Origin of the sequence: Pseudomonas aestuarii (assembly GCF_027988105.1) — a bacterium.
GTDB classification, from domain to species: domain Bacteria; phylum Pseudomonadota; class Gammaproteobacteria; order Pseudomonadales; family Pseudomonadaceae; genus Aquipseudomonas; species Aquipseudomonas aestuarii.
Genome location: NZ_JAQJZJ010000002.1, coordinates 245658 through 272393 on the forward strand (window position 1 = coordinate 245658; position 26736 = coordinate 272393).

29 protein-coding genes are annotated in these 26736 nt (G+C 62.2%); 16 read left to right on the top strand and 13 right to left on the bottom strand.

Annotated features, from left to right (window positions below):
* Window positions 1-15: 15 nt before the first annotated feature.
* The 3 genes from mupP to PH586_RS05005 all read left to right on the top strand — a co-directional run bounded on the left by mupP (window position 16) and on the right by PH586_RS05005 (window position 2720).
* Window positions 16-687, top strand: coding sequence for an N-acetylmuramic acid 6-phosphate phosphatase MupP (gene mupP / locus PH586_RS04995; RefSeq protein ID WP_271347051.1), 672 nt, complete (start codon window positions 16-18; stop codon window positions 685-687).
* A gap of 138 nt (window positions 688-825) precedes the next feature.
* Window positions 826-1566, top strand: coding sequence for a YciK family oxidoreductase (locus PH586_RS05000; protein WP_271346674.1), 741 nt, complete (start codon window positions 826-828; stop codon window positions 1564-1566).
* 227 nt (window positions 1567-1793) lie between these two features.
* The gene (locus PH586_RS05005; protein WP_271346675.1) at window positions 1794-2720 is read left to right on the top strand and encodes a GGDEF domain-containing protein; all 927 of its coding nucleotides are present in this window, start codon (window positions 1794-1796) and stop codon (window positions 2718-2720) included.
* Between the two features lie 71 nt (window positions 2721-2791).
* On the opposite strand, the gene rluB is transcribed toward PH586_RS05005, so the two are convergent.
* The 4 genes from rluB to PH586_RS05025 all read right to left on the bottom strand — a co-directional run bounded on the left by rluB (window position 2792) and on the right by PH586_RS05025 (window position 7063).
* A complete protein-coding gene (rluB, locus tag PH586_RS05010; protein WP_271346676.1) occupies window positions 2792-3943 on the bottom strand; it encodes a 23S rRNA pseudouridine(2605) synthase RluB in 1152 nt (383 codons plus the stop codon).
* A 259-nt stretch (window positions 3944-4202) separates the two neighbouring features.
* Entirely contained in the window at window positions 4203-4997 is a 795-nt protein-coding gene (gene scpB / locus PH586_RS05015) for an SMC-Scp complex subunit ScpB (protein WP_271346677.1), read from the bottom strand.
* A gap of 2 nt (window positions 4998-4999) precedes the next feature.
* Window positions 5000-5698, bottom strand: coding sequence for a segregation and condensation protein A (locus tag PH586_RS05020; RefSeq protein WP_271347052.1), 699 nt, complete (start codon window positions 5696-5698; stop codon window positions 5000-5002).
* Window positions 5699-5848: 150 nt separating this feature from the next.
* Window positions 5849-7063, bottom strand: a complete 1215-nt coding sequence (locus PH586_RS05025; protein ID WP_271346678.1) for a tryptophan--tRNA ligase — start codon at window positions 7061-7063, stop codon at window positions 5849-5851.
* Between the two features lie 200 nt (window positions 7064-7263).
* On the opposite strand from PH586_RS05025, the gene PH586_RS05030 reads away from it, so the two are divergent.
* The gene (locus PH586_RS05030; protein WP_271346679.1) at window positions 7264-7617 is read left to right on the top strand and encodes a PA2779 family protein; all 354 of its coding nucleotides are present in this window, start codon (window positions 7264-7266) and stop codon (window positions 7615-7617) included.
* A 48-nt stretch (window positions 7618-7665) separates the two neighbouring features.
* Here PH586_RS05030 and PH586_RS05035 read toward each other — a convergent pair whose 3' ends face one another.
* Together PH586_RS05035 and PH586_RS05040 are read right to left on the bottom strand one after the other, a co-directional pair.
* The gene (locus PH586_RS05035; RefSeq protein ID WP_271346680.1) at window positions 7666-8292 is read right to left on the bottom strand and encodes an L-threonylcarbamoyladenylate synthase; all 627 of its coding nucleotides are present in this window, start codon (window positions 8290-8292) and stop codon (window positions 7666-7668) included.
* Between the two features lie 13 nt (window positions 8293-8305).
* Window positions 8306-9169: a PHP domain-containing protein gene (locus PH586_RS05040; protein WP_271346681.1), complete on the bottom strand. Its 864-nt coding sequence runs from the start codon at window positions 9167-9169 to the stop codon at window positions 8306-8308.
* A gap of 317 nt (window positions 9170-9486) precedes the next feature.
* On the opposite strand from PH586_RS05040, the gene PH586_RS05045 reads away from it, so the two are divergent.
* The 5 genes from PH586_RS05045 (at window position 9487) to PH586_RS05065 (ending at window position 12919) form a co-directional block, all read left to right on the top strand.
* Complete coding sequence (locus PH586_RS05045; RefSeq protein ID WP_271346682.1) at window positions 9487-9786, top strand: YciI family protein; 300 nt, start codon at window positions 9487-9489, stop codon at window positions 9784-9786.
* Window positions 9787-9845: 59 nt separating this feature from the next.
* Complete coding sequence (locus PH586_RS05050; protein WP_271346683.1) at window positions 9846-10244, top strand: translation initiation factor 2; 399 nt, start codon at window positions 9846-9848, stop codon at window positions 10242-10244.
* Between the two features lie 7 nt (window positions 10245-10251).
* The gene (locus PH586_RS05055; protein ID WP_271346684.1) at window positions 10252-10929 is read left to right on the top strand and encodes a response regulator transcription factor; all 678 of its coding nucleotides are present in this window, start codon (window positions 10252-10254) and stop codon (window positions 10927-10929) included.
* Window positions 10930-11058: 129 nt separating this feature from the next.
* Window positions 11059-11487 (top strand): Spy/CpxP family protein refolding chaperone, encoded by a 429-nt coding sequence (locus PH586_RS05060; RefSeq protein ID WP_271346685.1) that lies wholly within the window; start codon window positions 11059-11061, stop codon window positions 11485-11487.
* A gap of 97 nt (window positions 11488-11584) precedes the next feature.
* Window positions 11585-12919, top strand: coding sequence for a sensor histidine kinase (locus tag PH586_RS05065; RefSeq protein ID WP_271346687.1), 1335 nt, complete (start codon window positions 11585-11587; stop codon window positions 12917-12919).
* A 267-nt stretch (window positions 12920-13186) separates the two neighbouring features.
* On the opposite strand, the gene PH586_RS05070 is transcribed toward PH586_RS05065, so the two are convergent.
* Both PH586_RS05070 and PH586_RS05075 read right to left on the bottom strand, forming a co-directional pair.
* A complete protein-coding gene (locus PH586_RS05070) occupies window positions 13187-13750 on the bottom strand; it encodes a nitroreductase family protein (RefSeq protein WP_271346688.1) in 564 nt (187 codons plus the stop codon).
* A gap of 366 nt (window positions 13751-14116) precedes the next feature.
* Complete coding sequence (locus PH586_RS05075) at window positions 14117-14488, bottom strand: YkgJ family cysteine cluster protein (protein ID WP_271346689.1); 372 nt, start codon at window positions 14486-14488, stop codon at window positions 14117-14119.
* 247 nt (window positions 14489-14735) lie between these two features.
* Here PH586_RS05075 and PH586_RS05080 point away from each other — a divergent pair, with 247 nt between their 5' ends.
* Window positions 14736-16187: a TrkH family potassium uptake protein gene (locus PH586_RS05080; protein WP_271346690.1), complete on the top strand. Its 1452-nt coding sequence runs from the start codon at window positions 14736-14738 to the stop codon at window positions 16185-16187.
* 99 nt (window positions 16188-16286) lie between these two features.
* Window positions 16287-17741 carry a TrkH family potassium uptake protein gene (locus PH586_RS05085; protein ID WP_271346692.1) on the top strand — a complete coding sequence of 485 codons (1455 nt, stop codon included), beginning with the start codon at window positions 16287-16289 and terminating at the stop codon, window positions 17739-17741.
* A gap of 17 nt (window positions 17742-17758) precedes the next feature.
* Here the strand turns inward: PH586_RS05085 and PH586_RS05090 are convergent, their stop codons facing one another.
* The gene (locus PH586_RS05090; RefSeq protein ID WP_271346693.1) at window positions 17759-18760 is read right to left on the bottom strand and encodes an AraC family transcriptional regulator; all 1002 of its coding nucleotides are present in this window, start codon (window positions 18758-18760) and stop codon (window positions 17759-17761) included.
* A 164-nt stretch (window positions 18761-18924) separates the two neighbouring features.
* Here PH586_RS05090 and PH586_RS05095 point away from each other — a divergent pair, with 164 nt between their 5' ends.
* Window positions 18925-19242: an Mpo1-like protein gene (locus PH586_RS05095; RefSeq protein ID WP_271346694.1), complete on the top strand. Its 318-nt coding sequence runs from the start codon at window positions 18925-18927 to the stop codon at window positions 19240-19242.
* Window positions 19243-19434: 192 nt separating this feature from the next.
* Entirely contained in the window at window positions 19435-20823 is a 1389-nt protein-coding gene (locus PH586_RS05100; protein ID WP_271346695.1) for an adenylate/guanylate cyclase domain-containing protein, read from the top strand.
* A 65-nt stretch (window positions 20824-20888) separates the two neighbouring features.
* Here the strand turns inward: PH586_RS05100 and PH586_RS05105 are convergent, their stop codons facing one another.
* Both PH586_RS05105 and PH586_RS05110 read right to left on the bottom strand, forming a co-directional pair.
* Window positions 20889-21926 (bottom strand): glycosyltransferase family 4 protein, encoded by a 1038-nt coding sequence (locus tag PH586_RS05105; RefSeq protein WP_271346697.1) that lies wholly within the window; start codon window positions 21924-21926, stop codon window positions 20889-20891.
* The gene (locus PH586_RS05110) at window positions 21923-22747 is read right to left on the bottom strand and encodes a UDP-2,3-diacylglucosamine diphosphatase (protein WP_271346698.1); all 825 of its coding nucleotides are present in this window, start codon (window positions 22745-22747) and stop codon (window positions 21923-21925) included. Before PH586_RS05110 ends, PH586_RS05105 begins: the two co-directional genes overlap by 4 nt.
* 144 nt (window positions 22748-22891) lie before the next feature.
* Here PH586_RS05110 and PH586_RS05115 point away from each other — a divergent pair, with 144 nt between their 5' ends.
* The 3 genes from PH586_RS05115 to PH586_RS05125 all read left to right on the top strand — a co-directional run bounded on the left by PH586_RS05115 (window position 22892) and on the right by PH586_RS05125 (window position 24908).
* Window positions 22892-23644 (top strand): AraC family transcriptional regulator, encoded by a 753-nt coding sequence (locus PH586_RS05115; RefSeq protein WP_271346699.1) that lies wholly within the window; start codon window positions 22892-22894, stop codon window positions 23642-23644.
* Between the two features lie 80 nt (window positions 23645-23724).
* Window positions 23725-24060, top strand: a complete 336-nt coding sequence (locus PH586_RS05120) for a tRNA-binding protein (protein WP_271346700.1) — start codon at window positions 23725-23727, stop codon at window positions 24058-24060.
* On the top strand, window positions 24057-24908 hold the full coding sequence (locus PH586_RS05125) for a DMT family transporter (protein ID WP_271346701.1): 852 nt from the start codon (window positions 24057-24059) through the stop codon (window positions 24906-24908). Before PH586_RS05120 ends, PH586_RS05125 begins: the two co-directional genes overlap by 4 nt.
* A gap of 65 nt (window positions 24909-24973) precedes the next feature.
* Here PH586_RS05125 and PH586_RS05130 read toward each other — a convergent pair whose 3' ends face one another.
* Window positions 24974-25783 carry an SDR family oxidoreductase gene (locus PH586_RS05130; protein WP_271346702.1) on the bottom strand — a complete coding sequence of 270 codons (810 nt, stop codon included), beginning with the start codon at window positions 25781-25783 and terminating at the stop codon, window positions 24974-24976.
* 442 nt (window positions 25784-26225) lie between these two features.
* A complete protein-coding gene (locus tag PH586_RS05135) occupies window positions 26226-26594 on the bottom strand; it encodes a DUF2784 domain-containing protein (RefSeq protein WP_271346703.1) in 369 nt (122 codons plus the stop codon).
* Window positions 26595-26736: the final 142 nt, after the last annotated feature.

The following is a 26736-nucleotide window of genomic DNA, read 5'->3' on the forward strand; positions in this document are numbered from 1 at the left end:
CCAATGACACGCCCAATGCGTTTGCGCGCAGTTCTTTTCGATATGGATGGCACCCTGCTCGACAGTGCCCCCGACTTCATCGCCATCTGCCAGGCGATGCGCGCCGAGCGCGGCCTCGCGGCCGTGGATGACAAGCTGATCCGCGATCAGATTTCCGGCGGCGCACGCGCCATGGTGGCGGCGAGCTTCGCCATGGACCCACTGGCCGAGCAGTTCGAGGCGCTGCGCCTGGAGTTTCTCGAGCGCTATCAGGATCACTGCGCAGTGCTGACCCGCCCGTTCGACGGCATCCAAGAGCTGCTCGCCGATATCGAGCAGGCCAAGCTGATCTGGGGCGTGGTGACCAACAAGCCGTTACGCTTCGCCGAACCGATCATGCAGCAGCTCGGCCTGGCCGAACGCTCCGCCATCCTGATCTGCCCTGAACATGTGACCAACAGCAAACCCGACCCAGAGCCGATGACCCTGGCCTGCAGCCAGCTGGGCCTGGATCCGGCCGGCGTCCTGTTCGTCGGCGACGACTTGCGCGACATCGAGTCGGGACGCGCCGCCGGCACCAGAACCGCTGCGGTGACTTATGGCTATATTCACCCGGATGACAACCCGAGAAACTGGGGTGCAGACGTGGTAGTCGACCACCCACTGGAGCTGCGCACTGTACTCGAACGCGCACTGTGTCGCTGCTAAGCGGGCACCGCATACAGGCCTGAGACCGGGCGTTATCGAGTACCGCTTGCGAGCGAAGCCCTACCTGCCCACATCAATATTCAGCCGCGCAACTTGCAGCTTGTGGCTGCAAGCTTGTCGCCCTCCGGAGAAGTCCCCATGTTTCAATATTCTGCCCGCCCCGACCTGCTCAAGGATCGGGTGATTCTGGTCACCGGTGCTGGCCGCGGGATTGGCGCAGCCGCCGCGCAGGCCTTTGCCGCCCATGGGGCGACCGTACTGCTGCTGGGTAAGACCGAAGAACACCTCAACAGGGTCTACGACACCATCGAGGCCGCCGGCCACCCGCAGCCCGCGGTGATCCCGTTCAATCTGGAAACCGCCCTGCCACACCAGTTCGACGAACTGGCGGCGATGATCGAGCGCGAATTCGGCAAACTTGATGGCCTGCTGCACAACGCCTCGATTGTCGGCCCGCGCACACCGCTGGAGCAACTCTCCGGCGATAATTTCATGCGCGTGATGCAGGTCAACGTCAACGCCACCTTCATGCTCACCAGCACCCTGCTGCCGCTGCTGAAACTTTCCAGCGATGCCTCGGTGGTATTCACCTCGAGCAGCGTCGGACGCAAAGGCCGCGCCTACTGGGGCGCTTATGCCGTCTCCAAGTTCGCCACCGAGGGCTTGATGCAGGTACTGGCCGATGAAGTCGACGGCGTGGCGCCAATACGGGCCAACAGCATCAACCCGGGCGCCACCCGCACGGATATGCGTGCCCAGGTTTACCCGGGGGAAAACCCGGCCAACAACCCGCTGCCCGAGGCAATAATGCCGGTCTACCTCTACCTCATGGGCCCCGACAGCAGCGGCGTCAATGGCCAGGCATTCGACGCCCAATAGCACCAGCAACCCGCGACTCAAGCGGCAGAAAAATGGCTAAGCCACCCACCGACCGGCAACCGCTTGCCGGTCGGTGCGGCAAGGGCGCTGCCGATACTGGCCATTTGCCGCGACAATGCGCCCTAAGTGACTGACTTCAAATAATTTTCATGTTTCCTGAACCCTCTGGCATGGAATTCGCTCTATAGCCAGTGTTGCGGCATCAAAGCGCCAGAGGTTCAGCATTTATGATTACTCCCAGCCAGACCAACACCATCGATTTCGATACGGCCAAGCTTCAGCGCCTGGGGTTTTCCGGCAATCGCGCGCCGTCCCTGCGCCCGATCAGCCTGGCGCAACTGCGCCAGCAACTCGGCATGCAACTGCAGACCAGCCTGGATGCCGAGCGCATCCTCAAACTGTTCTTCACTGCCGTGCAAAGCCTGGTGCCGCTCGATGCCCTGACCTATCAGCAGCCAAGCGCTGACCTGCGCCTGGAATTGGGCGAACGCGCCAGCCACTCGGCCGGCTACCGGCTGAGTCACGAGGGCGAGTACCTTGGCGAGCTGATTTTCCGCCGCCAGCAGCGTTTCAGTGACGAGGAGCTCGGCCAACTGGAGTCCCTGCTGGCCAGCTTGCTGTTCCCATTACGCAATGCCCTGCTCTACCGCACGGCAGTCCAGAGCGCACTGCGTGATCCGCTGACCAACACCGGCAACCGCATAGCCATGGACCAGATTCTGCAGCGCGAGATCGATCTGGCGCGCCGCAACCTGCAACCGCTCTCGCTGCTGATGCTCGACCTCGACCATTTCAAGCGGATCAACGACGACCACGGCCACAGCACCGGCGACGAGGTATTGATCGACGTTGCCGCCACACTGAAAAGCCAGCTACGCAACGTCGACATGGTGTTCCGTTACGGCGGCGAAGAGTTTCTCGTACTGCTCTCGGGAACCTGCCGCGATGCCGCCTCCATGGTCGGCGAGCGCCTACGACATGCCGTGCAAGAACTGCAATGCCTGGCCCAGGGAATACCGATAGAAGTGTCGATCAGCCTCGGCTGCGCGAGCCTGCTGGCAGGCGAGTCGGCGGAAAGCCTGTTGCGCCGCGCCGATAACGCACTATATGTAGCCAAGCGCGATGGGCGCAATCGCCTGAGCATGGCCGGCTAAGAACAGCAGACAAAAAAAGGGACTCAATCGAGTCCCTTTTTTCGCTGCCAAGATCGCGCTACCTCAGCGTGTTACTGCGGCTTGCGGCCACGACCAAAGCCTGGGCGCTGCCCTTCGCCCGCAGGCTGGTTGCGCTGCTTGCCTGGTGTAGCTGGCTTGCGCCCAGAGCGCTCGCTCAACTCGACACCTGGACGCATAGGCTTGGGCTTGTTCGGGCTCTTCTTGTTGACATCCCGCGGCCGCTCGGCCACGGCGGTCCCCTTGTCCGAAGCCGGACGACCTTGCTCCGCACGCCCCTTGTCTGCGCGCGGAGTACGCCCGGATCCAGCTGGGCTGCCATGGGAAGGGCGCAGCGTCCGCTGCGGACGCTCGCCGCGGCCGACCGGCTTGGCCGACTTGCGCTGCAGGCGATCGAGCTTGTCGCGGGTCTTCTCTTTCATGTCCGGCAAGGCGACCGACTTGAGGCCAACTTCCTCGCTGAGAATATCCACTTCGCGCTGGCTCATTTCGCGCCAGCGGCCCATGGTCAGGTCCGAGGTGATGAATACCGGACCGAATCGCACGCGCTTCAAGCGACTGACAACCAAGCCCTGGGACTCCCACAGGCGGCGCACTTCACGGTTACGCCCTTCCATCACCACGCAGTGATACCAATGGTTGAAGCCAACACCGCCCGGTGCGACCTTGATATCAGTGAACTTGGCCGGGCCGTCCTCGAGCATCACCCCGGCCTTCAGGCGTTCGATCATTTCATCGTCGACTTCGCCACGCACGCGCACCGCGTACTCACGATCCATCTGGTAGGACGGGTGCATCAAGCGATTGGCCAATTCACCGTCTGTGGTGAACATCAGCAAACCGGTGGTATTGATGTCGAGACGACCGATATTGATCCAGCGCCCTTCTTTAGGCCGCGGCAGGCGGTCGAACACGGTCGGACGACCTTCGGGGTCGTCGCGGGTGCAGATCTCACCTTCTGGCTTGTTATAGATGATCACGCGGCGCACGCTTTCGGCGGCTTCTTCGCGCTTGATCAGGCGGCCATCGATGGCGATGGCATCGTGCAGGTCGACACGCTGACCGAGGCCGGCAACCGCACCATTGACCTTGACTCGGCCGGCGCTGATCCAGCCTTCGATTTCGCGGCGTGAAGCCAGGCCCATGCGCGCCATGACTTTCTGCAATTTTTCGCCGGCCGGACTGTATTCTTCGGATTCACTCATCTGGGCACCTCCCGGTGTATCTCTAGTGATGGACGACAACAAGTCGTCGAAGGGGCGAGGATCATACGCGAAACGCTCAACCTACGCACGGAATGAGAGTAGTCGGCAGACGAGCAGCCATCTGGCTTTACGACAGTCGGCACCTCGGCGATCCGCTGAACAGGCGCCGTAAGCCGTGCCCGGATGCATCCTGGCCACTACCTGGCAAGCGCAAAACCATTTCAGCAGCGCAGTCCGCCTCGGTCAATGGAGCTCATGCTCAGTGACCGGGCTGCTCCTGCTCATCGGCGACCTCGGTCAGCTCCTCGCCTTCGACCAGGTCCAGCGCCGGCGCGGAAAAATCATCGAAATCGGTTTTCAAGCCCTGCTCCATGGTGTCCAACTCGGCTAGCAGGCTGCTGAAGCTGGTCTGCTCGCCTGCCTCCACTTGCGGTTCATCGGCGAGCGCCAGGTCGGCACGATCCTGCAGGCCTTGCGGCGCAGCGAGATCGTCATCGAAGGCCAGCACCGGCTCAGGTTCCAGCTCACGCAGGGCCGCCAGCGGCGGCAGTTGATCGAGACTCTTCAGATTGAAGTGATCGAGAAACGCCTTGGTGGTCGCCAGCATCGCCGGCTTGCCCGGCACGTCGCGGTAACCGACCACGCGGATCCACTCGCGCTCCAGCAGGGTCTTGACGATATGGCTGTTGACCGCCACCCCGCGAATATCCTCGATCTCGCCGCGGGTAATCGGTTGACGATAGGCAATCAGCGCCAGGGTCTCCAGCATGGCCCGCGAATACCGCTGCGGACGTTCTTCCCACAGGCGCCCGACCCAAGGCGCGTATATCTCGCGGACTTGCAGACGGTAGCCGGAAGCCACCTCGACCAGTTCGAAGGCACGCCCTTCGCAGGACTGGCGCAGCCGCTCCAGGGCTTTTTTGAACACCGCAGGCTCCGGGCGCTCCGCCTCCTCGAACAGTTCGAACAGACGCTCCAACGACTGCGGCTTGCCGGAGGCGAACAAGAAGGCTTCCAGCAGGCTGGCCAGCTCGCGGGGGTTGGTCAGGTTCATGGTCATTCAGCTCGCGCACGTACGTGGATAGGCCCAAAGGCTTCATTCTGCACCAACTCGACCAGCGATTCCTTGATCAGTTCGAGCACCGCCATAAAGGTCACCACCACACCCAGACGCCCCTCCTCAGCCGTGAAGAGCTCGACAAAGGGCACGAAAGCGCCGCCCTTGAGACGCTCCAGCACTTCGCTCATGCGCTCGCGGGTCGACAGCGTCTCACGACTGACCTGGTGACTCTCGAACATATCGGCGCGACGCAAGACTTGCGCCATCGACAACAAGAGTTCCTCCAGGTTGACCTCCGGCAGCAGTTTGCGCGCCTGAGCCTGCGGCGCATCCAGGCGCGGAACCGTCAGGTCACGACCAACCCGCGGCAGCCTATCGAGGCCTTCGGCAGCGGCTTTGTAGCGTTCGTATTCCTGCAGACGACGAATCAGCTCGGCGCGTGGGTCGTCTTCTTCCTCCGCGACCTCGCTCGAGCGCGGCAGCAGCATGCGCGACTTGATCTCGGCGAGCATCGCCGCCATCACCAGGTACTCGGCGGCCAGCTCCAGGCGCACCGACTGCATCAACTCGACATAGCCCATGTACTGCCGGGTGATTTCCGCCACCGGAATATCCAGCACATCGATGTTCTGTTTGCGGATCAGGTAGAGCAGCAGGTCCAGGGGGCCCTCGAAGGCCTCGAGAAACACTTCCAGCGCGTCCGGCGGGATATACAAATCCAGCGGCATCTCGGTCACCGCCCGACCGTATACCAAAGCGAACGGCAGCTCTTGCTGGGCGCCGGCTTGACTGTCGGCGGGCTGTTCAGGTGACTGGCTGTGCATATCGATTTAAGGCATCCCTACTCAGCGGTAATTCAGACCCAGGGCCAAGCGCACCTCGGTCAAGGTTTCCCGTGCTTCATTGCGCGCGCGCTCGGCGCCATCGGCCAGGATACTGCGCAGCAACTCGGGGTTGCCCTGGTAATCGGCGGCACGCGCCTGCAAGGGCTGCAGCTCTTTTTGCACGGCCTCGATCAATGCTCCCTTGCAGTCCAGGCAGCCGATACCGGCACTCTTGCACCCTTGCTGAAGCGCAGCACGCGTCTCTTCGCTGGTGTAAATCTCGTGCAGCGGCCAAACCGGGCAGTGGGCAGGATTACCGGGATCATCCCGACGCACCCGCGCTGGATCCGTGGGCATGCGCTTGATCTTCTCTTCGACCTCGGCATTGCTGTCACGCAGAAAAATTGCATTACCGCTGGACTTGGACATTTTCCCACCATCCAGCCCCGGCAGTTTCGGCGCATCGCTGAGCAAGGGTCGCGGCTCGGGCAACAACACCTTGCCGCCACCTTCCAGGTAACCGAACAGCCGCTCCTTGTCGCCGATGGTGATGCTCTGTTGCTCTTTAAGTAGCGCCTTGGCGGTTTCCAGGGCCTCGACATCACCCTGTTGCTGGTACGCCTTGCGCAAGTTGTTGTAGAGCGTGGCGGTTTTCTTGCCGAGCTTGCGGATTGCCGCCTCGGCTTTCAGCTCGAAGCCCGGCTCACGGCCATAGAGATGATTGAAACGCCGGGCCACTTCGCGCGCGAACTCGATATGTGCCAATTGATCGGCGCCGACCGGCACCAGCCCGGCCCGGTACAGCAGGATATCCGCCGCCTGCAGCAACGGATATCCGAGAAAACCATAGGTAGCGAGTTCCCGGCCCGGCAGCCGGTCTTGCCGTTCCTTGTAGGACGGTACCCGCTCCAGCCAGCTGAGCGGGCTGATCATCGACAGCAGCAGATGCAGTTCGGCGTGCTCCGGCACCTGCGACTGGATAAACAAAGTGGCTGAACTGGGACTGACCCCAGCGGCCAGCCAATCCACCGCCATGTCCATGACATGCTGGGAGACCGCCCCGACATCCTGGTAGTTGGTCGTCAGTGCATGCCAGTCGACGATACAGAAAAAGCATTCGTATTCGTGCTGCAACTTGATCCAGTTCTTCAGCACGCCATGATAATGGCCTATATGCAAAGGGCCACTGGGACGCATACCAGACAGCACGCGGCGTTCGGAATCAACAAGGCTCAAACCAGGCTACCTAAGCGAATCAACAAGAGGCGAAGTATAGCGAGGCGAGAAGCTGCCGCGGGAAAAACGACCGCGGAACCGTTCAGGCTCACGGCCGGTCATAAGCAATGATGCCGCCCGGCAAACTCGACGGCAGATTCGTGCGCCAACAGCAGTGCCAGATTTGACGCAAATCCTGACCACTCGTCGAGGGTCACAGCATGAAAAATCCCGCCGCCACTTTCGCCACCGCCCTGCTGGCAGCATCGCTGCTCCTGCCGCCGCTAACCGCTCAGGCCGGCTTGATCGGCACCCACGAAATCCTTGCCGAGCAAACGCTGCAAGCCGATCGCGACAAAGTCAGTGAATTCCTCAACCGTGCCGACGTCGAAAAACGGTTGCAAACCCTGCAGGTCCCCGCGGCCCTGGCCCGGAGCCGGGTGGATGCTCTGACGCCCGCGGAAACCGCCACCTTGGCCCGCCAGATCGACACTCTGCCGGCCGGCGGTGCACTCAGCGGTAGCGACTTCGTCGTCATCCTGCTGGTAGCGCTGCTGGTGGCACTGATTCTGTAGCCGCGAACAAGCAGGCGCGCGGAATTCAGCGCTTATCGTGCGAGGCCTTCACACCTCGCCGAAAGGCGTCGGATCACCGCAGCCGACGCGAATGATTTGCGGCTCGTCATCCGCCAGATTGATTACGGTCGAGGCCTCCAGCCCGCCAAAACCGCCGTCGATGATCAGGTCGACCTGATGTTCGAGAAATTGGCGCATTTCATAGGGATCACTCATCGGCAGCTTCTCGCCCGGCAGAATCAGGCTGACGCTCATCAGCGGCTCGCCGAGTTCGCTGAGCAGCGCTTGGGCAATGGGGTGATTGGGTACCCGCAGACCAATGGTGCGGCGCTTGGGGTGCAGCAACATGCGCGGCACTTCGCGAGTGGCATTCAGAATGAAGGTGTAAGGCCCTGGCGTGTGGTTCTTCAGCAAACGAAAGGCCCCGGTATCGACCTTGGCGAACAGACCGATCTGCGACAGGTCGCGACAAACCAGCGTGAAGTTGTGTTTGTCGTCCAGCTGACGCAGGCGACGGATACGTTCAACCGCATTCTTGTCGCCGATATGGCAACCAAGCGCATAGGACGAATCGGTGGGATAAACCACCACGCCGCCGGCTCTAATGATCTCCACCGCCTGCTTGATCAGGCGCAGCTGTGGGTTTTCCGGGTGAACCTGGAAAAATTGACTCAAGCTAGCTCCCTGTTCAAATTGCAGTAGGCTGTCGGACATGCTGAAAACGCGCCCAAAGGGGCGACAAGTCCTCGGGTACAGGGCGATACATACCCAGTTCGGACCAGTCACCAGGTGCATGAAAGTCACTGCCGGCACTTGCCAGCAGGCCAAATTCGCGAGCCAGAATCGCCAGACCGCCGATCTGTTCTGCCGGTTGCATGCCGTTGACTACCTCCAGCGCATGGCCACCGGCAGCGACAAAATCGGCAATCAACTTGCGCCGCTTACTACGAGTAAAGTCGTACTGCCACGGGTGCGCCAGGCTGATCGAGGCGCCCGCTTGTTGCAAGGTTGCAACGGCCTGCTGCAACGTCGGCCAATGCTGCTTGACGTCCCCCAACTTGCCCGACCCAAGCCACTTGCGGAAGGCCTCGGCGCGATCCTTGACGTAACCGGCGCGCACCATGAACTCGGCGAAGTGCGGCCGAGCCGGGGCGTTGCCACTATCTCCCAGCTCCTGCTGCACGGCCCGCGCACCGTCCAGCGCGCCGGGCATGCCTTTGCTGTCCAGGCGCTTACTGATTTCTGCGGCCCGCAACCAGCGCCCTTCATGCAACTCGGCGATCGACTGGAGCAATGCTGGCGCATCGCTGTCGAAGGCATAACCGAGGACATGAATAGTGGCGCCACCCCAGGTGCAGGACAACTCGATGCCATTGACCAGCTGCATATCCAGCGCCTGGGCGGCGGCACGTGCCTCCTCAAGCCCTTCCAGGGTGTCATGATCGGTCAGCGCAAGCAGCCGCACACCGCGCTCGTACGCCCGCGCAACTACCACCGCAGGCGCAAGCGCACCGTCCGAGGCTGTGCTGTGGCAATGTAAATCAACATCCATAAGGAACGCTTTCTCGGAAATTTATGTTTGTTATTATGCCGACACCGGCGAATTCTTGCTGACATCACTCATAGATGATTGAAATAAACTGGCAAATTGAGGCTGGCCCACAGGGCAAGCGAAGCGCATCAACAGCGAAATTATCCTGCGGTAAATAAGCATGGTGATGGACCGTCTAGCCGTCGCTTACGACCTCGCGCAACGGCCTGTCAACCGGCTAACTTTTCATCCGCCTGCACAACTATTGCTCGACTTTGCCAGTCCGTACTGTTTTTCTGCGCTAATACCGACCGGCGCACCTGCCATTAAGGATCGAAATGCTCTACGCCATTATCGCCACCGATGTCGAAAACTCCCTGGAAAACCGTCTGGCTGCTCGCCCCGCGCACCTCGCTCGGCTGGAGCAGTTGAAGAGCGAAGGTCGTCTGGTACTCGCCGGCCCGCACCCGGCGGTCGACAGTAACGACCCGGGTTCGGCAGGCTTCTCCGGCAGCCTGATCGTTGCCGAGTTCGACTCGCTCAATGCCGCCCAAGGCTGGGCCGATGCCGACCCTTACCGCGCTGCGGGTGTTTACGCCTCGGTGCTGGTCAAGCCGTTCAAGCTGGTACTGCCCTAATCCGCATGCCGGCTGCTCAGTGCTCGCCCACAACAATCCATCAGGACATAGGAGTTCCGATGCGCCCAGGCCCGTGGTCTTTTCTATTAGCGCTGTTGCTGCTGCCTATTGACCTGCATGCCGAGCAGACCCCGCCCGCTTTCCCCGCAGCGGCTACGGCAGAGCAAGCGCAGATAGACGCCCTCAAGCAGCGCCTGGCCATCAGCGAGCAACAACGCGAAGCGTTGGGCACGGAACTGCAAGCCCGCGAAAGCGAAACCGTGCAATTACAGCGCCTACGCCAGGAAAATCAACGCCTCAAGCTGCAACTGAAAAAAAACCAGGCCGTTGCGCCCCAGCCTTTGCTCGATGATCGGCAACAATGGTTTGCCGTCGGCGCCAGCGCAGCACTGCTGGGCGTCATTCTCGGCGGATTGCTGCGCGGCAAACGCCGCTCGCGGCGTGAATGGATAAATTGAAGCCAGCATGAGCGCTCTCCTCCTGATCGACGACGACATCGAACTGTGCGAACTGCTGGCCAGCTGGCTGAGCCAGGAAGGCTTCCAGGTCAGCGCCTGTCATGATGGCAACAGTGCACGTCTCGCCCTGGCCAACCAGGCCCCCGATGCGGTGGTACTCGACGTGATGCTGCCGGACGGCAGCGGCCTGGAGTTGCTCAAGCAATTGCGCAGTGATCACCCCGAGCTACCGGTGCTGATGCTCTCAGCCCGTGGCGAGCCGCTGGATCGCATCCTTGGCCTGGAGCTTGGCGCCGACGACTACCTGGCCAAACCCTGCGACCCCCGCGAACTGACCGCCCGTTTGCGCGCCGTACTGCGCCGCAGTCTGCATCCTGCCGTATCCAGCCAGCTGCAACTGGGCGACCTGTGCTTCAGCCAGGCACGTGGCGTGGTGACGATTGGCGAGTACGAGGTCATTCTCACCCTGTCGGAAAGTCGCCTGCTCGAGGCCTTGCTGCAGCAGCCCGGCGAACCCGTGGACAAGCAGGAACTGGCGCAACTGGCGCTGGGCCGCAAGCTGACGCTGTATGACCGCAGCCTGGACATGCACGTCAGCAACCTGCGCAAGAAACTCGGCCCTCACCCGGACGGCCGCCCGCGCATCCTCGCCTTGCGCAGCCGCGGTTACTACTACAGCGCCTGAGATTCTGGGTAAAGCCAAGTCCGGCTCGCCTTTACTCAGGCTTTACCCTTGCCTGACGGCCCTTGACCTTGACCGCTCTAGACTGGGCACATCCGGTAACTGACCGGCATCGAGACAAGGAGACACACCATGCGCAAGACTCTCACCGCCCTGTTACTCACACTGACCCTGCCGACGCTTGCCATGGCCATGCCCGACGGTGGTCCGCACCATGGCGACGGTTACGGCCACGGCGGCGGGCATGGCTCGCGGATGTTCAAAGACCTCGACCTGAGCCAGGAGCAACACCGCGAAATCCGCAAACTGATGGGCGAGCAGATGAAAAGCCGCCACGAGATTACCCAGCGCTATCTGGAAAAACTGCCGGCCGCCGAGCAAAAGGCCATGCAGGATGAACTGAAAGCCGCCAAGGACAAGCAGCACAGCACCATTCGCGACCTGCTCAAACCCGAACAGCAGAAGGCCTTCGACGAGCACCAGAAGAAAATGCAGGAGCGCCGCGCCGAGCGTGCAGCCTTCAACGCCTGGAAAGCCGAGCAAGCCAACAAGACCGAATAACGGCAACTGACTGGCGCCGGCCAGTCGTGCTTACCACCCAACGCCCACCCATCAAGCTCCGGCTTGGTGGGTTTTTTTCGCTACCAAGGAGTCCTCTGTGCGTTCATTATTCTGGCGCATCTTCGCCAGCTTCTGGCTGGCCCTTGCCCTGGTTGCCGGGCTTTCCATGCTGCTGGGACGAGCGCTGAATCAGGACGCCTGGATTCTCCGCCAGCACCCGGCCCTGGATGGCTTGGCCGAAACCTGGACCAGCCTTTATGAAGAGCACGGCAGCGCCGCTGCCCAGGCCTTTCTCGAGCAACGCAAGGAGGCCTCGCGCCTCAACGTGCAAGTGCTCGATGACAACGGCCAACCCTTGGTCCGCGGCACCTTCCCTCCGCGTGCCGCCGCCTTCGAGGCACGCCAGCAGAATGACAAACGCCTGCCCTGGCGCCGCCTGACTACCGACTACAGCAGCCCCCAGACCGGCGAAACCTACCTGTTCATCTACCGTATTCCGTACCGGGCACTGGCCGCCTGGCAACGCGACAGCCTGCTCTTACCGCTCAGCGCGCTGGCCATCGCCCTGGTGGTACTGACCCTGTTCAGCCTGCTGGTGACTCTGTCCATCACCCGCCCGCTGAATCGCCTGCGTGGCGCCGTACACGACCTCGGCCAGACCGCCTACCAGCAGAACAGCCTCGCCCGCCTGGCCAACAGACGCGACGAACTGGGTGTGCTGGCCCGCGACTTCAACCGCATGGGCGCGCGCCTGCAAGGGCTGATAGGCAGCCAGCGCCAGTTACTGCGTGATGTCTCCCACGAACTGCGCTCGCCACTGGCACGCCTGCGCATCGCACTGGCCCTGGCCGAGCGCGCCGACGCCGCCGAGCGGGACAAGCTCTGGCCGCGCCTGGCGCGCGAGTGCGACCGCTTGGAAGCCCTGATCAGCGAGATTCTAGCACTCGCCCGCCTCGACGCCGATCCTGGCGCAGCCCAACCAATTGACCTTGCCGCGCTACTGCACAAGTTGCAGGAAGAGGCACAGCTCGACACCCCGCAACAGCGGGTGGAGATCAAACTGACACCCGAAGTGAGCCTGCACGGCTGGCCGGACATGCTCGAACGGGCGCTGGACAACCTGCTGCGCAATGCCTTGCGCTTCAACCCGGTAGGCCAGGCGATCGAACTCAAGGTCGAGCGGCAGGCCGATGACCTGTGCCTCAGCGTACGCGACCACGGCCCTGGCGTTGCCGCCGAATACCTGACCAGACTGGGCGAGCCCTTCTTCCGAGCGCCCGGGCAAAGCACCCCCGGACATGGCCTCGGCCTGGCAATTGCCCGGCGCGCCGCCGAGCGCCACGGCGGCCGACTGGTACTGAACAACCACCCAGAAGGTGGCTTCAGTGCCAGCCTGCTGCTGCCGCTTAAGCCGCAAACTGACAACAAGTAGGACGGCTACGTTCGGCGCGCAGGGCGGTTTGGGCGGCGATCCATTTGGAGCGTAGCGACAGCTCGCAAGATCGGTGCCGTCTGACCAATCTCCGGCGTACTGCCTGCGGCGAGTAGCGCCCTACGGATCGCGTGGACTTCACCAGCCTCGGGGCGTTCCATGCGGCGCGTAGGGCGGCCTCGGAGCGCAGCGACAGCCCGCCAGGTGTGCCGCCCTGATCATCCGCGGCGTAATGCCTGCGGCATCTAGCTCCCGGCGAATCGCCCGCTAGACGCTCGGCCAAGCGCTGACAAAATCGGCGACAGGCAACGGCACGGGTTTGCGTAACTCGCGTTCGGCCGTTCCCAGATAGAGGAAGGCGATGATTTGTTCGTCACTGCCCAAGCCAAGCCCCGTCGCCACCTGCGCGTTATAGGCCAGCTCACCGGTGCGCCAGACCGCGCCTATACCTTGGGCATGAGCGGCGAGCAAAATGGCATGGGTAGCACAACCTGCGGCAATCACCTGCTCCTGCGGCGGCACCTTGGCGTGGGCCTTTACCCGTGCGATCACCACCACCAGCAAAGGCGCCCGCAGCGGCATGGCACGCGCCTTGGCCAAGGCCTCCTCACTTATTTCACCCGCGCCGGCCGCCATGGCCTGGGCAAACAACTCGCCCAGATGCTCGCGCGCCGCGCCCTCGATCGTAAGAAAGCGCCACGGCCGTAACTGCCCGTGATCCGGTGCACGCAATGCAGCGCGAAACAGCAGTTCGCGCTGTGCGGCATCCGGTGCAGGCTCGCACAACCGCGGCACTGAAACACGATTAAGCAGAGCATCGAGAGCATCCATCGGCCACCTCTTGAACAGAAATAAGCGGGAATTCTAGAGCGTGGCACCGACTGACGGGGAAAAATCCGTTGCTCGCGGGCAAACCGACTGCAGAAATTAACGGCACGGGTTAGCGCAAAGCGCAGGCTCTAGTGTCTCGACAACGTTGAACTGTCGGTTAGTCGCGGCCTTATCCATGTACCGCGATCCCCTGCAGGGCGGGTTAGGCGCGTGGCAGTCGGTCAACGTTTGTCAGCGAAACCAGGCGCGCCATAACCTGCCATGGCGCCATGGTCTGTCGACGATTTACCGTGGTTTGGCGGGTTACGCGGCGCTTCGAATCCGTACCCGCTCTCAGGCAAGCTGGCCCCGCGCCGCTAACCCGCCCTAGGCAACCCGTTCCGGCGCCACACTCGGCTGCAGGGTCGGCGTCAATGGCGGCAGGCCGTGGGCGCGCCGGGCATCATCACAGCGCGGTTCGTGCTCGCCATTGGCCCAGGATGCCTCGAATTCGCGGCATGGACTGGCGCGCTGCTCATAGAGCGTACAGCGCACGCCCTGCCCCACCTCACCGAGCAAGGCGACACAGCGGGCAGGCTTGTACTCGGTGCCGCGCATGGCGACCCGATGCGGAGTGATCAGCACCACCTGGTCATCCGGCACAGTACCGCCGGCCGACTGGCACTCACCCCAGAAGAAAGACACACGAAAATGCGCGCAGCAGGCGCCACACGTAAGACAAGGATTAGCGTTCGACATGATTTTAGAGGGCTCAGAAACCGGCAAGGGCCGGCACCTGGCGGCTATTCTATGCCGAGCCATGCGCTTGTAAAGCGCCATATCGATGGCCCGGATGAAAAGCTGATCCGCGGACACCAAGGCAACTGATGGTAATACGGCATAAGCCGGCGCCCTGATTTATGCGCCGCATGTGTCACCTGGTTTACAGCCTCTGCGGCGCGAGTAGAATGGCGCCCTTTGCCGCCTTCAATCCGAGCCTCTTTTCATGGCCTTGCCGACGCTGCGCATTATCGGTTTTATCCTCGGCATTTTTCTGATTACCCTGGCCGTCAGCATGACCATTCCCATGCTGACGCTACTGATCTTCGAGCGCACCGATGATCTCGATGCCTTTCTCTGGTCGAGCCTGATCACCCTTGTCAGCGGCCTCGCCCTGGTGCTGTCCGGGCGCCCGGCCAACGCCCAACTGCGCCCACGCGACATGTACATGCTGACCACTGCAAGCTGGCTGGTGGTGTGCATCTTCGCCGCCCTGCCGATGATGCAGATTCAGCACATCAGCTACACCGACGCCTTCTTCGAAACCATGTCAGGCATCACCACCACCGGCTCCACCGTACTGACCGGCCTCGACAGCGCCTCGCCAGGGCTGTTGATCTGGCGTTCGCTGTTGCAGTGGCTGGGCGGCATCGGCTTTATCGGCATGGCCGTGGCGATTTTGCCGCTGTTGCGCGTCGGTGGTATGCGTCTGTTCCAGAGCGAGTCATCGGACTGGGGCGAGAAGGTCATGCCACGTTCGCACATGGCGGCCAAGTTCATCATTGCCATCTTCGTCGGCATAACCCTGGCTGGCACCCTGGCGTACTGGCTGTCAGGCATGAGCTGGTTCGAGGCGGTCAACCATGCCATGACCTCGATTTCCACCGGTGGCTACTCCACCTCCGACAGTTCCATGGCCCACTTCGGCCCAGCCTCGCACTGGGTGGCGATCGTCTTGATGCTGCTCGGCGGTTTGCCCTTCACCCTGTTCGTCGCCACCATCCGCGGCAATCGCCGGGCCTTGTTCAGGGACCAGCAAGTGCGCGGTTTCATCTCGATGCTGGCCTTCATCTGCCTGTTCTTCAGCCTGTGGCTCTGGATGCACTCCGAGTACGCCTATTTCGACGCCCTGCGCATCGTCACCCTTAACGTGGTTTCGGTGGTCACCACCACCGGCTTTGCGCTCGGGGATTACAGCCTCTGGGGCGACTTCGCCGTGATGGTGTTCTTCTACCTGACCTTCGTCGGCGGCTGCTCCGGCTCAACCTCGGGCGGCCTGAAGATCTTCCGCTTTCAGGTGGCCTATACCCTGCTACGCAGTGGCCTCAACCAACTGGTCCACCCGCGCGCGGTGATCAAGCAGCGCTACAACGGTCACAACCTCGATGAGGATATCGTCCGCTCGATCCTCACCTTCTCGTTCTTCTTTACCATCACCATCGGCATGATCGCCCTGGGATTGTCGCTGATTGGGCTGGACTGGGTAACCGCGCTGACGGCAGCGGCCACCGCCGTCTGTAATGTCGGCCCGGGACTAGGCCCGATCATCGGCCCGGCGGGGAACTTCTCCAGCCTGCCGGATGCGGCCAAATGGCTGCTGACCCTCGGCATGCTGCTCGGACGCCTGGAGATTCTTACCGTACTGGTACTGGTCACCCGGGCGTTCTGGAGACACTAAACGCCGGCAAGGTTGCCAGTGACTCGACGCTGCGCTGGCAGCTCCACCTGGAATGACGTCATTTGCCCGATTTGCCCGATTTGCTTGGAAGCTGACTAGATGGCCTTGCCGACCCTACGCATCATTGCCTTCATCAACGGTATTTTCCTGATCACCCTGGCGGTGAGCATGGTGGTGCCGATGCTCACGCTGGTGATCTTTGAGCGCGCTCATGAGCTCAATGCCTATCTCTGGTCGAGCCTGATCACCTTCGTCGCCGGGCTGTCCATGGTTGCCCAGGGTCACCCGAAAGGCGTCGAATTGCGGCCTCGCGACATGTACATGCTCACGGTCTCGAGCTGGCTGCTGGTCTGCATCTTCGCCTCGCTACCCTTCATGCTGGCCCAGCACATGAGCCTCGCCGACGCCTTCTTCGAGAGCATGTCCGGCATCACCGCCACCGGCGCCACCGTACTCAGCGGCCTGGACAGCATGTCGCCGGGCATCCTGATCTGGCGCTCGCTGCTGCACTGGCTTGGCGGTATCGGTTTCATCGCCATGGCCGTGGCGATCCTGCCGATGCTGCGCATCGGTGGCATGCGCCTGTTCCAGACCGAGTCGTCGGATCGCTCGGACAAGGTTATGCCGCGCTCGCACATGGTCGCCAAGTTCATGGTCGCAGCCTACGTGGGAATCAGCCTGCTGAGTTTTCTGGCGTTCTGGGCCGCCGGCATGGGCGTATTCGATGCCATTAACCACACCATGTCGGCGATCGCCACCGGCGGCTTCTCCACCTCGGACAGCTCTATCGGCAAGTGGTCGCAACCGGCGGTGCACTGGGTGAGCGTAGTGGTGATGATTCTCGGCAGCCTGCCGTTCGTCCTCTACGTGTCGATGCTGCGGGGCAACTTCCTGGCGCTCTTGCGCGATCAGCAGGTACGCGGTTTCCTCGCCATCTTGCTGAGCACCTGGCTGGCACTCGGCACCTGGTACAGCCTGACCACCGAACTGCATTGGCTGGAAGCGGTGCGCCACGTGGCAGTGAACACCACCTCGATCATGACCACCACCGGCTTCGCCCTGGGCGACTACACCCTGTGGGGTGGCTTCGCCGGCATGCTGTTTTTCTACCTGGGCTTTATCGGTGGCTGCTCCGGCTCGACCGCCGGCGGCCTGAAGATCTTCCGCTTTCAGGTCGCCTATATCCTGCTCAAGGCCAACCTGCTGCAACTGGTGCACCCGCGCGCGGTCATCAAGCAGCAGTACAACCAGCACCGCCTGGACGAGGACATCGTCCGTTCAATCCTGACTTTTTCGTTTTTCTTCACCATCACCATTGCCCTGTTGGCGCTGGCCCTATCACTCTGCGGCCTGGACTGGATCACCGCGCTCAGCGGCGCCGCCAGTACCGTGTCCGGTGTCGGCCCGGGGATGGGCCCGGTCATCGGTCCAGCCGGTAACTTCTCGAGCCTGCCAGACACGGCCAAGTGGCTGTTGACCGTCGGCATGCTGCTCGGGCGCCTGGAAATCCTGACCGTGCTGGTGCTGCTGATGCCGGCATTCTGGAGGCACTGAGGTGGCCCCACGCCAACCTACAGGCGCGCGCGATACTCGCCCGGGGTGATGTCGAACCAGCGACGGAATGCGCGGAAGAAATTGCTCGGATCGGCAAAGCCGAGCAGATAGGCCACTTCCAGCAGGGTCAGGTTGGGCTGAGCCAGGTACTGTTCGGCCAACTCGCGACGGGTGTCATCGAGCAGGCGCTGGAAACTCGTCCCCTCGTCCTGCAGGCGCCGCTGCAAGGTCCGTTGCGACACATGCAGCGCCTGCGCCACCGTCTCGCGCTTGGGTTCGCCCTGGGGTAACAGGCGGCACAGCACTTGCCTGGCCTGGTGACTCACGCGACTTTCCGAGAAGCGCGCCAGGTATTCGCCGGCAAACCTGTCGTGCAACTGGGCCAGCGACTCATTGGCCGTCGGCAAGGGCCGGTCCATGTCTGCCCGCTCGAACAGCAGCGCATAGTGCCCGGCGTTGAACTTCAGCGGCGCCTGAAACACCTGCTGAAAGGGCGCGAGGTCCGCCGGTGGCTCGCCTTGAAAAAGCACCTGCTGCGGACGAATCGGCTGACCGGTCAGCCAGCGGCAAAAGGCCAAGGCATAGGCCATCGAGGCCTCGGCGCTCTGCCGGGCCGGCGGCAGGCGGTCACCATGAATCGCCAGGATCAGTTCATAACCCTTGGCCGTGGGACGGAAACTGAGGTCGGCGCCCTCGGCGATGATCCGCTGATAACGCACCAGACGCGCCAGCCCCTCGGTCAAGGTGCGACTGGACATCAAGGCGTAACCGACCACATGGAATGAAGCTGGGCGCACCACCTTGGCCATGTTCAGGCCAATCGCCGGATTACCCGACAGCTCCACCGCGCGCTGCCACAGCCGCGTCATGCCGTCCTGGGAAAAGCGTGCATCCGGATCCTCCAGCGCGGCGTAATCCAGCCCCAGCTGACGAAATATCGCGCGGCAGTCGACGCCGCCCATTTCCAGGGCCTGGACGATGCCCAGGGCCCAATTCGACGAGGTGGTGCGTTCGCTCATGACGTTATTCTTGTTTGAGTCATCTGAAAGTCGCTCCTGGCGGCCTGGCAGGATACTAAACTGGCACTTAATGTCACTGGCCCAACAGGACAGCAAGCCTAGACTGCCAAGACTCAGCCGCCACTGCCCGCCAGTGCGGCCAGATCACGACCAGGAGGCACACCATGGCTACGCAAACCAGCGATCGCTACACCAGCTTCGCCGAGTTCTACCCCTATTACCTGCAAGAACACAGCAATCCGATCTGCCGCCGCCTGCATTATGCCGGCAGCCTGCTGGTGCTGGGCATTCTCGCCTACGCCCTGGGCACGCAACAGTGGCTGTGGCTGCTGACCATACCCCTCGCTGGCTATGGCTTTGCCTGGGTGGGTCACTTTGTCTTCGAAAAGAACCGCCCCGCCACCTTTCAATACCCGCTGTACAGCTTCATGGGCGACTGGGTCATGCTCAAGGATGCCTTTACCGGACGCATTAAATTCTGATTCACCAGCTTTCTGCCCGCGTCGAAACCGTCCACTGGCCGACATCTTTTCACCGTTGAGCACTGGTGCTTGGCTCGCGCAACCTCGCTTGGTTATGATCCCCGCTCTGTCGCAATCCTGGTTCAGCGCTAGCCGCGCTACTTAGACGTCCAGCAGAGGCGTCGGATAATCAGCAGGGATCGTTTCCACAGCATGAATGCCACTACCCAGAACCGGCTCCACGCACTGCCGGCGCCACCACTGCGTGAATATTACTCGCGCATACTGGCCTATATTGCCGTGGCCGCGAGCATCGCTGCCGGCACCTACACCCAGCATTTCGGCTACGACATTCTTTGGATAGTGCCCTATGCCCTGCTCTATCCGCATCTGGCCCACCACTTGGGCCAACGCTTCAAGCGTGATCATCCACAAATCGCCATCCTGACCCTGCTGTTCATCGACGCCCTGCATTGTGGCGCAGCACTCGTCTTGCTCAGTTTCTCGGTCGTACCCAGCCTGATGTGCCTGTTGATCCTGGCTTTCAGCTCGATGGTGGTCGGTGGCCTGCCCTACCTGGGCCTGGCCATGCTGGTCGCGGTCAGCAGCACACTGCTAAACGCGGCGCTGATCGAGCTGAAATTCAACCCCGACACCCCGGCCCTGGTCTCCCTGGTGAGTATCAGCTTCAGCATTCTGTACATCTGTATCACCGCTTACTTCATGCATCAGCAAGGTTTGCGTCTGGACCAGATGCGCAGCGATATCAAACGCGAACAGGAAAAAGCCGCCCGCCTGGCCCGCAACCTGGCCAAGTACCTGTCACCGCAGGTATGGGAGTCGATCTTCACCGGCAAGAAGAGTGTGCGCCTGGAGACCCAGCGCAAGAAACTCACGGTGTTCTTCTCCGACATCAAGGGCTTCACCGAACTGTCCGAGGAACTCGAAGCCGAGGCCCTGACCGACCTGCTCAACAGCTACCTCAACGAGATGTCGAAGATCTGCCTGAAATACGGCGGCACCATCGACAAGTTCATCGGCGACAGTGTCATGGTGTTCTTCGGCGACCCGGCGAGCAAAGGTGCCAAGCATGACGCCATGGCCGCGGTATCGATGGCCGTGGCCATGCGCAAACACATGAAAGTAATGCGCCAGCAGTGGCGCGCCCAGGGCATTACCAAACCCCTGGAAATCCGCATGGGCCTGAACACCGGCTACTGCACGGTGGGCAATTTCGGCGCCGACACGCGCATGGACTACACCATCATCGGCCGTGACGTGAATCTCGCCAGCCGCCTGGAAAGCGCAGCAGAAGCCGGCGAGATCCTCATCTCCCACGAGACTTACTCGCTGGTCAAGGATCTGATCATGTGCCGCGACAAGGGCCAGATCAACGTCAAGGGGTTTACTCGCCCGGTACAGATCTACCAGGTGGTGGACTTCCGCCGCGACCTCGGTGCCACTTCCAGCTATGTCGAGCATGAGTTGCCCGGCTTCTCCATGTACCTGGACACCAACGGCATCCAGAACTTCGACAAGCAACGGGTGATCCAGGCGCTGCAGCAGGCGGCCGAGAAGTTGCGCGACAAGGTGATCATGTAATCCCGCCGGGTTTGCGTTACCGGGCAGGGTTGGCCCGGCGCCCCTACCCGGTTAGCCACCGCCTCTTAATCCTGGCTTATCGCCAACGTCCGGGCGGCGCACGGCTCGCCATCGAGCAGGGGCTGGCTGGCCAGGAATTCCAGCGCCGATACCCGCCAGGACTGGCCTGCCGCCAACTCGGCGCAACGCGTCCTGTCGAGTTCAAGTGCCGCCAGGCAAGCCGCCCGCAAATCCTCGCTCATCACCCCGTTGACGCCCGCCTCCAGCACATCCAGCGGGCCGGGGACCGGGAAGGCTGCCACCGGCGTGCCGCAGGCCAGCGCCTCGAGCATGACCAGGCCATAGGTATCGGTCCGCGAGGGAAATACCAGCACGCTGGCCTGACGATAGGCCTCGGCCAACTCTTCGCCGTGTTGATAGCCGAGAAATCTCACCGCCGGATAGCGCACCTGCAAGGCTTCACGCAGCGGACCGTCGCCGACCACCCGCTTCTCACCGGGCAGGTCGAGGTCGAGAAAGGCCTGCAGGTTCTTTTCCGCGGCGATGCGCCCGACACACAGGAACACCGGCTTGAGCGCCGCGAGCAGCGGCAACTGCGGCTGAAACAACCGGGTATCGACGCCCTTGCGCCACAGCATCAGACGCTGCAGGCCCCAGCCGGCAAACTCGGTACGCAGCCGTTCGGTGGTCACCAGCACCGCCTCGCTCGGGCGGTGAAAGGCACGCAGGTAGGCATAGCCCCAGCGCAGTGGCAACCACGGCCAACGGCCGTGGACGTACTCCGGGAAGCGCGTATGAATGGCACTGGAAAACGCCAGGCCGCGCTTGCACAACCAGCGTCTGGCGGCCCAACCAAGCGGACCTTCGGTGGCCAGATGGACGCAGTCGGGCTGAAACTCGCGGATCGCCGGACCGACCCGCCAGAGGTTCCATGTCAGCGGAATCTCCGGGTAGGTCGGGCACGGCCAGTGACGAAAATCTTGTGGCGCCAGCACTTTCACCTGATGGCCCAGGTCGCGCAATTCGCCGGCCAGTGCCAGCAAGCTGGTGACCACTCCATTGACCTGAGGCAGCCAGGCATCCGAGACGATCACTATCCTCATGCAACTGGCTCGACTGCAGCCACCGGTTCGCTCTGTGCCTGAGCCTGCTGTGCCTGGTCGTCGGCCAGCCGATACAGCTCGATGCGTCCATCCAGGTGTTCGATCAGGGCCGTACAGGACTCGACCCAGTCGCCGCAGTTCATGTATTCGACCTCACCCATCGGCCGGATCTCGGCGTGGTGAATATGCCCGCAGACCACACCATTGAAGCCACGCTTGCTGCATTCGTGCACGATCGCCTGCTCGAAGTCGCTGATGAAGTTCACCGCCCCCTTGACCTTGTGCTTGAGGTAGGCCGACAGCGACCAATACCCGTAGCCGTAACGACTGCGCCAATGATTGAGCCAGCGGTTGAGGGTCAGGGTGATCTCATAGGCCGAGTCGCCGAGAAAGGCCAGCCAGCGGTGGTATCGGGTGATCACATCGAACTGGTCACCATGGATCACCAGCAAACGGCGGCCATCGGCGGTGATGTGCTCGGCCTCGTCGACCAACTGGATATTGCCCAGCAGCAACGACGAATAACGGCGCAGGAACTCGTCGTGATTGCCGGTGACATAGATCACCTCGGTGCCGCGCTTGCTCATGGTCAGCAGGCGGCGGATCACGTTGCTGTGCGCCTGCGGCCAGTAGATCCCGCTGCGCAGCCGCCAGCCGTCGATGATGTCGCCCACCAGGTAAATCCGGTCGGTGTGATAGCGCTTGAGGAACGCGGCCAGATGCTCGGCCTGGCAATCCCGGGTGCCGAGGTGGACGTCGGAAATCCACAGGGTGCGGACTCGTTGCTTGCGACTCGGCTTGGCGAGCTGGGCGCTGGTCATGGGCGGCCTCCGGCTGGGTTTTGCCGAGCTTGCGCGCCAGCGGTGAAACATCTGTGACGAGGTCGTGACAGTTTAGTGACGGCGCTCAGCCAGGAGCCTCGGCAACAGCCTGCTAAACTGGCCACCTGTCACGAGGACCCTGCCATGCCGTCGCTGCTCTCTTTGCGTCACTACAGCCATGAACTGCTCAACCACAGCCATGCCCATGCCCAACTGGTCTTCGGCCTGAGCGGCCAGCTGGACTTCGAGGTGGCCGGGCTGGGCAGTCAGGTGGTCCGCCAGACCCTCGCCGTGGTGCCGGCTGCGGCGCAACACGCCTGTGGCAGCAGCCACGGCAGCCAGTGCCTGGTGCTCGACGTGCCCTCGGAGCACTGGTTGCAACAGCACCTGGGCATGCATACCGATGCCAGCCGCCGCCTGCTCGAGCGGCCTGGCGCCCTCAGTCTCAATCCGGCGCAAAGCCAGCTGGTCAGTTGGCTGGCGGCCAGCCCGCTCAATGACCCGGTGATTGCCCAGCAAGGCGCAGCCCTGTTGCTCGCCAGCCTGGCGAGCGAGCGCATCGACCGACCGGGCGTGCAAGGCTTGCCGCTGGCAGCCCTGGACGCGCATATCGATCGGCATGCCGCCTACCCGCTGCAGGTTGGAGACCTGGCGCGATTGGCCGGTTTGTCGGCGGCGCGTTTTCATGCGCGCTTTCTCGACGAGACCGGACAGACGCCCATGGCTTATGTGCGCAGCCGCCGCCTGCACCAAGGCCGACAGTTGTTGTGCACCAGCCAGCTGGCCGTCGGCGAGATCGCTGCCCGCGTCGGCTACAGCTCGCAAAGCGCCTTTAGCGCGGCGCTATTGCGCCAGTTCGGCTGCACCCCGCGCGCGTTGCGCCAGCGACACGAGTAACGCGACAAAGCCCGCGACTCCTGCGACAGACAAGCCACGATTCTCTCCCTAGACTTGTCGGCACTGGACAGGGAGGCGTTATGCAGCAGATCGAATGGGCAGACTTTCAACGGGTGGAATTGCGTGTGGGCACGGTGCTGTCAGCCGAGCCGAACGATAAGGCCCGCAAGCCGGCCTACATACTGCGGGTCGACCTCGGTGAACTCGGGGTGAAAACCTCCAGCGCGCAACTCACCGAACACTACCCATGCGCAGAACTGATTGGCCGCCAGGTGCTCTGCGTATGTAATTTCGCCCCTAAACGCATCGCCGGGATCCGCTCCGAGGTGCTGGTGACCGGCGTCTATGACGCAGACCACAAGGTGGTTCTGGCCAGCTTCGAAAAACCGCTACCCAATGGCTCGCGCCTGGCATGACCGAGCGCAAGGCTCTACTGGCGATTCACCTGGGCGCCCTGCTGTTCGGCCTGTCGGGGATCTTCGGCAAACTGGCCAACACCCTACCCATGGCCATCGTCGGCGGCCGGGCAATCTTCGCCGTCATCGCGCTGGCCCTGTTCGCCTGCCTCCTCAGCCAGGACAACAGCCAACGGCCCAGCGCACGGCAACTGGCAATGCTGGCCCTCGGTGGCTTGTTGCTCGGCAGCCACTGGCTGACCTTCTTCGAGGCGGTTAAGGTCGCCGGCGTGGCCATCGCCACCCTCGGTTTCGCCAGTTTCCCGGCGTTTACCGTACTGCTGGAAGGTCTGCTGTTTCGCGAACGCACGCGGCCCAGCGAATTCGCCATGGTCGCGGTGGTCTGTCTGGGATTGATCCTGGTCACGCCGGATTTCGACCTAGGCAACCAGGCTACCGTCGGGCTGCTCTGGGCGGTGCTGTCGGGCTTGCTGTTCGCCTTGCTGTCATTGCTTAACCGCGCCAGTACCCGCGGCCTGGACCCAGTGCAGGCCGCGCTGTGCCAGAACCTCACGGTACTGCTGTGCTTCCTGCCTTTCGCCTGGCCCTTGCTGCCCAGTCTGGCGCCGCTCGACTGGTTTTGGTTGGCCTTGCTCGGGGTGTTCTGTACCGGCTTGGCGCACAGCCTGTTCGTCGCCAGCCTGCGCGTGATCAAGGCGCGCAGCGCCGCGGTGATCTTCGCCCTGGAGCCGGTCTACGGCATCGCCTTCGCCTGGTGGCTGTTCAACGAGATACCGACCCTGCGCATGCTGCTCGGTGGCACGCTGATCATCCTGGCGATTTTCTTCTCGGCGCGCATGGCGCGCTGAGGAGCCGACCGGCCCAGCTGGCAAAGGAGGGAACCCTCGCCAGTCTGGCCGCAGCCGAGCCTGGCTTACGCCGGTTTAACCTTGGCGCGCATCTTGTCGGCCATGCGGGTCATTTCGTCATACAGCAGCTGCGGGTTCTTCTGCTTCAACTCCCAGGCCATGCGGCCCTGCTCATGGGGCAGGATCATGAACTCGCCCTTGGCCATCTCCTCATAGATGTAGTCGGCGATGTCCGCGGCGCTGATCGGCGAGCTTTCCAGCAGTTTGCCGACCTGATCCTTCATCGCTGGGGTCGGGCCACGGAAGGAGTCGAGCAGATTGGTCTGGAAGAACGACGGGCAGACCACATGCACCCCGACTTCCTGTTGTTTCAATTCGATCAGCAGGCTTTCCGATAGCGCCACGACGCCGGCCTTGGCCACGTTGTAGTTGCTCATTGCCGGGCCTTGCATCAGGGCCGCCATCGACGCGATGTTGACGATCTTGCCCTTGCTGCGCTCGAGCAAGGGCAGGAACGCCTTGCAGCCCTTGACCACCCCCATCAGGTTGATCGCGATCTGCCAATCCCAATCCTCCAGCGACAGCTCGTCGAAGAAGCCGCCCGCGGCCACACCGGCGTTATTGACGATCACATCGATACCAGCGAACTTTTCTTCGCAGGCCTGCGCCAGAGCGGTCAGCTGACTGTAGTCGCGCACATCGCAACGCTGGGTGAAACCATCGCCACCGGCTGCGCGGACCAATTGCAGGGTCTCGGCGAGACCTGTCTCGTTGACATCGGCGAGCGCCAGGCGCCAGCCCTCGCGCGCCCAGCGCAGGGCGATTTCACGGCCCAATCCCGAACCTGCGCCGGTAATCATCATACGATTTTGCATATGGAAGTCGCCTTGTTTTGTGCGATGAAAGAGAAGACAAGGCGCAGTGTAGCCAAGGAAATATTCAGCCCCACGCACCATCATGCAGCTGAATGTCCAAGGCAAACTGCTGCCACTGCCACCCGGCACTGGCAGTACCGGACAGCGGCTTCGCCGACTCTGCACTTTGGAAAATATCGAACGCCATCGCGAGGCCGTCTCTAGGTTTTCGCGGCAAGATGCAGTGGTTCCACTTGACCGCAGGCGATCCGGCGGCGATCCGTTCGGAGGTAGGGCGGCCTCGGAGCGAAGCGACAGCCCGCCAGAATTTATGTCGCGCTGATCGACCCCGGTGCACTGCCTGCGGCGAGTGACACCCTACGGATCGCAGGTTGCTTGAGGTAATTGGTCGGCGCGTAGGACTCAGCAGGCGTTCCAGTAGGCGAGATCTTTTCACAAGCTCTCAACGGTTATACCGCCAACGCCAGAGTAACAAGCCATAAATCAGCAGATTCAGCGACAGCACGAACGCTGCCAGCCACAGCTGAATAGCGGGTGTAAGCCCGGCTGGGTAGATGATCGGCAGCAGGTAGTGCTCGATAAAACCCGTGCGGTAACCCGCTTGTCCCGCGGCATGACGCAAATCGTTTTCCACAATCGTCAATGGGCACACCAGTTGCAATGCTTCGACCGTCACCGCCCAGATCACTGCGGGCAGATGCAGCCAAGCCAGCCAGTGCCAGCGCAACACCAGCAAACCTCCGAGTAGCGCGAAGGCGATGAACAGCAGATGCAGCAGCAACACGGCATCTGCAGCCAGACGCAGGAGCATGGATCCCCTACCTTGAACGCAATGAACCTATGTCACGATAACCCCGACGCAACCATCGAGCGACAGCCCGGGCTCATCACGATTAAAGCCGGTAGCTGAAACTGGCTAAGCGTCCGTTGGGCACTGAGGGCAAACGCAGGAA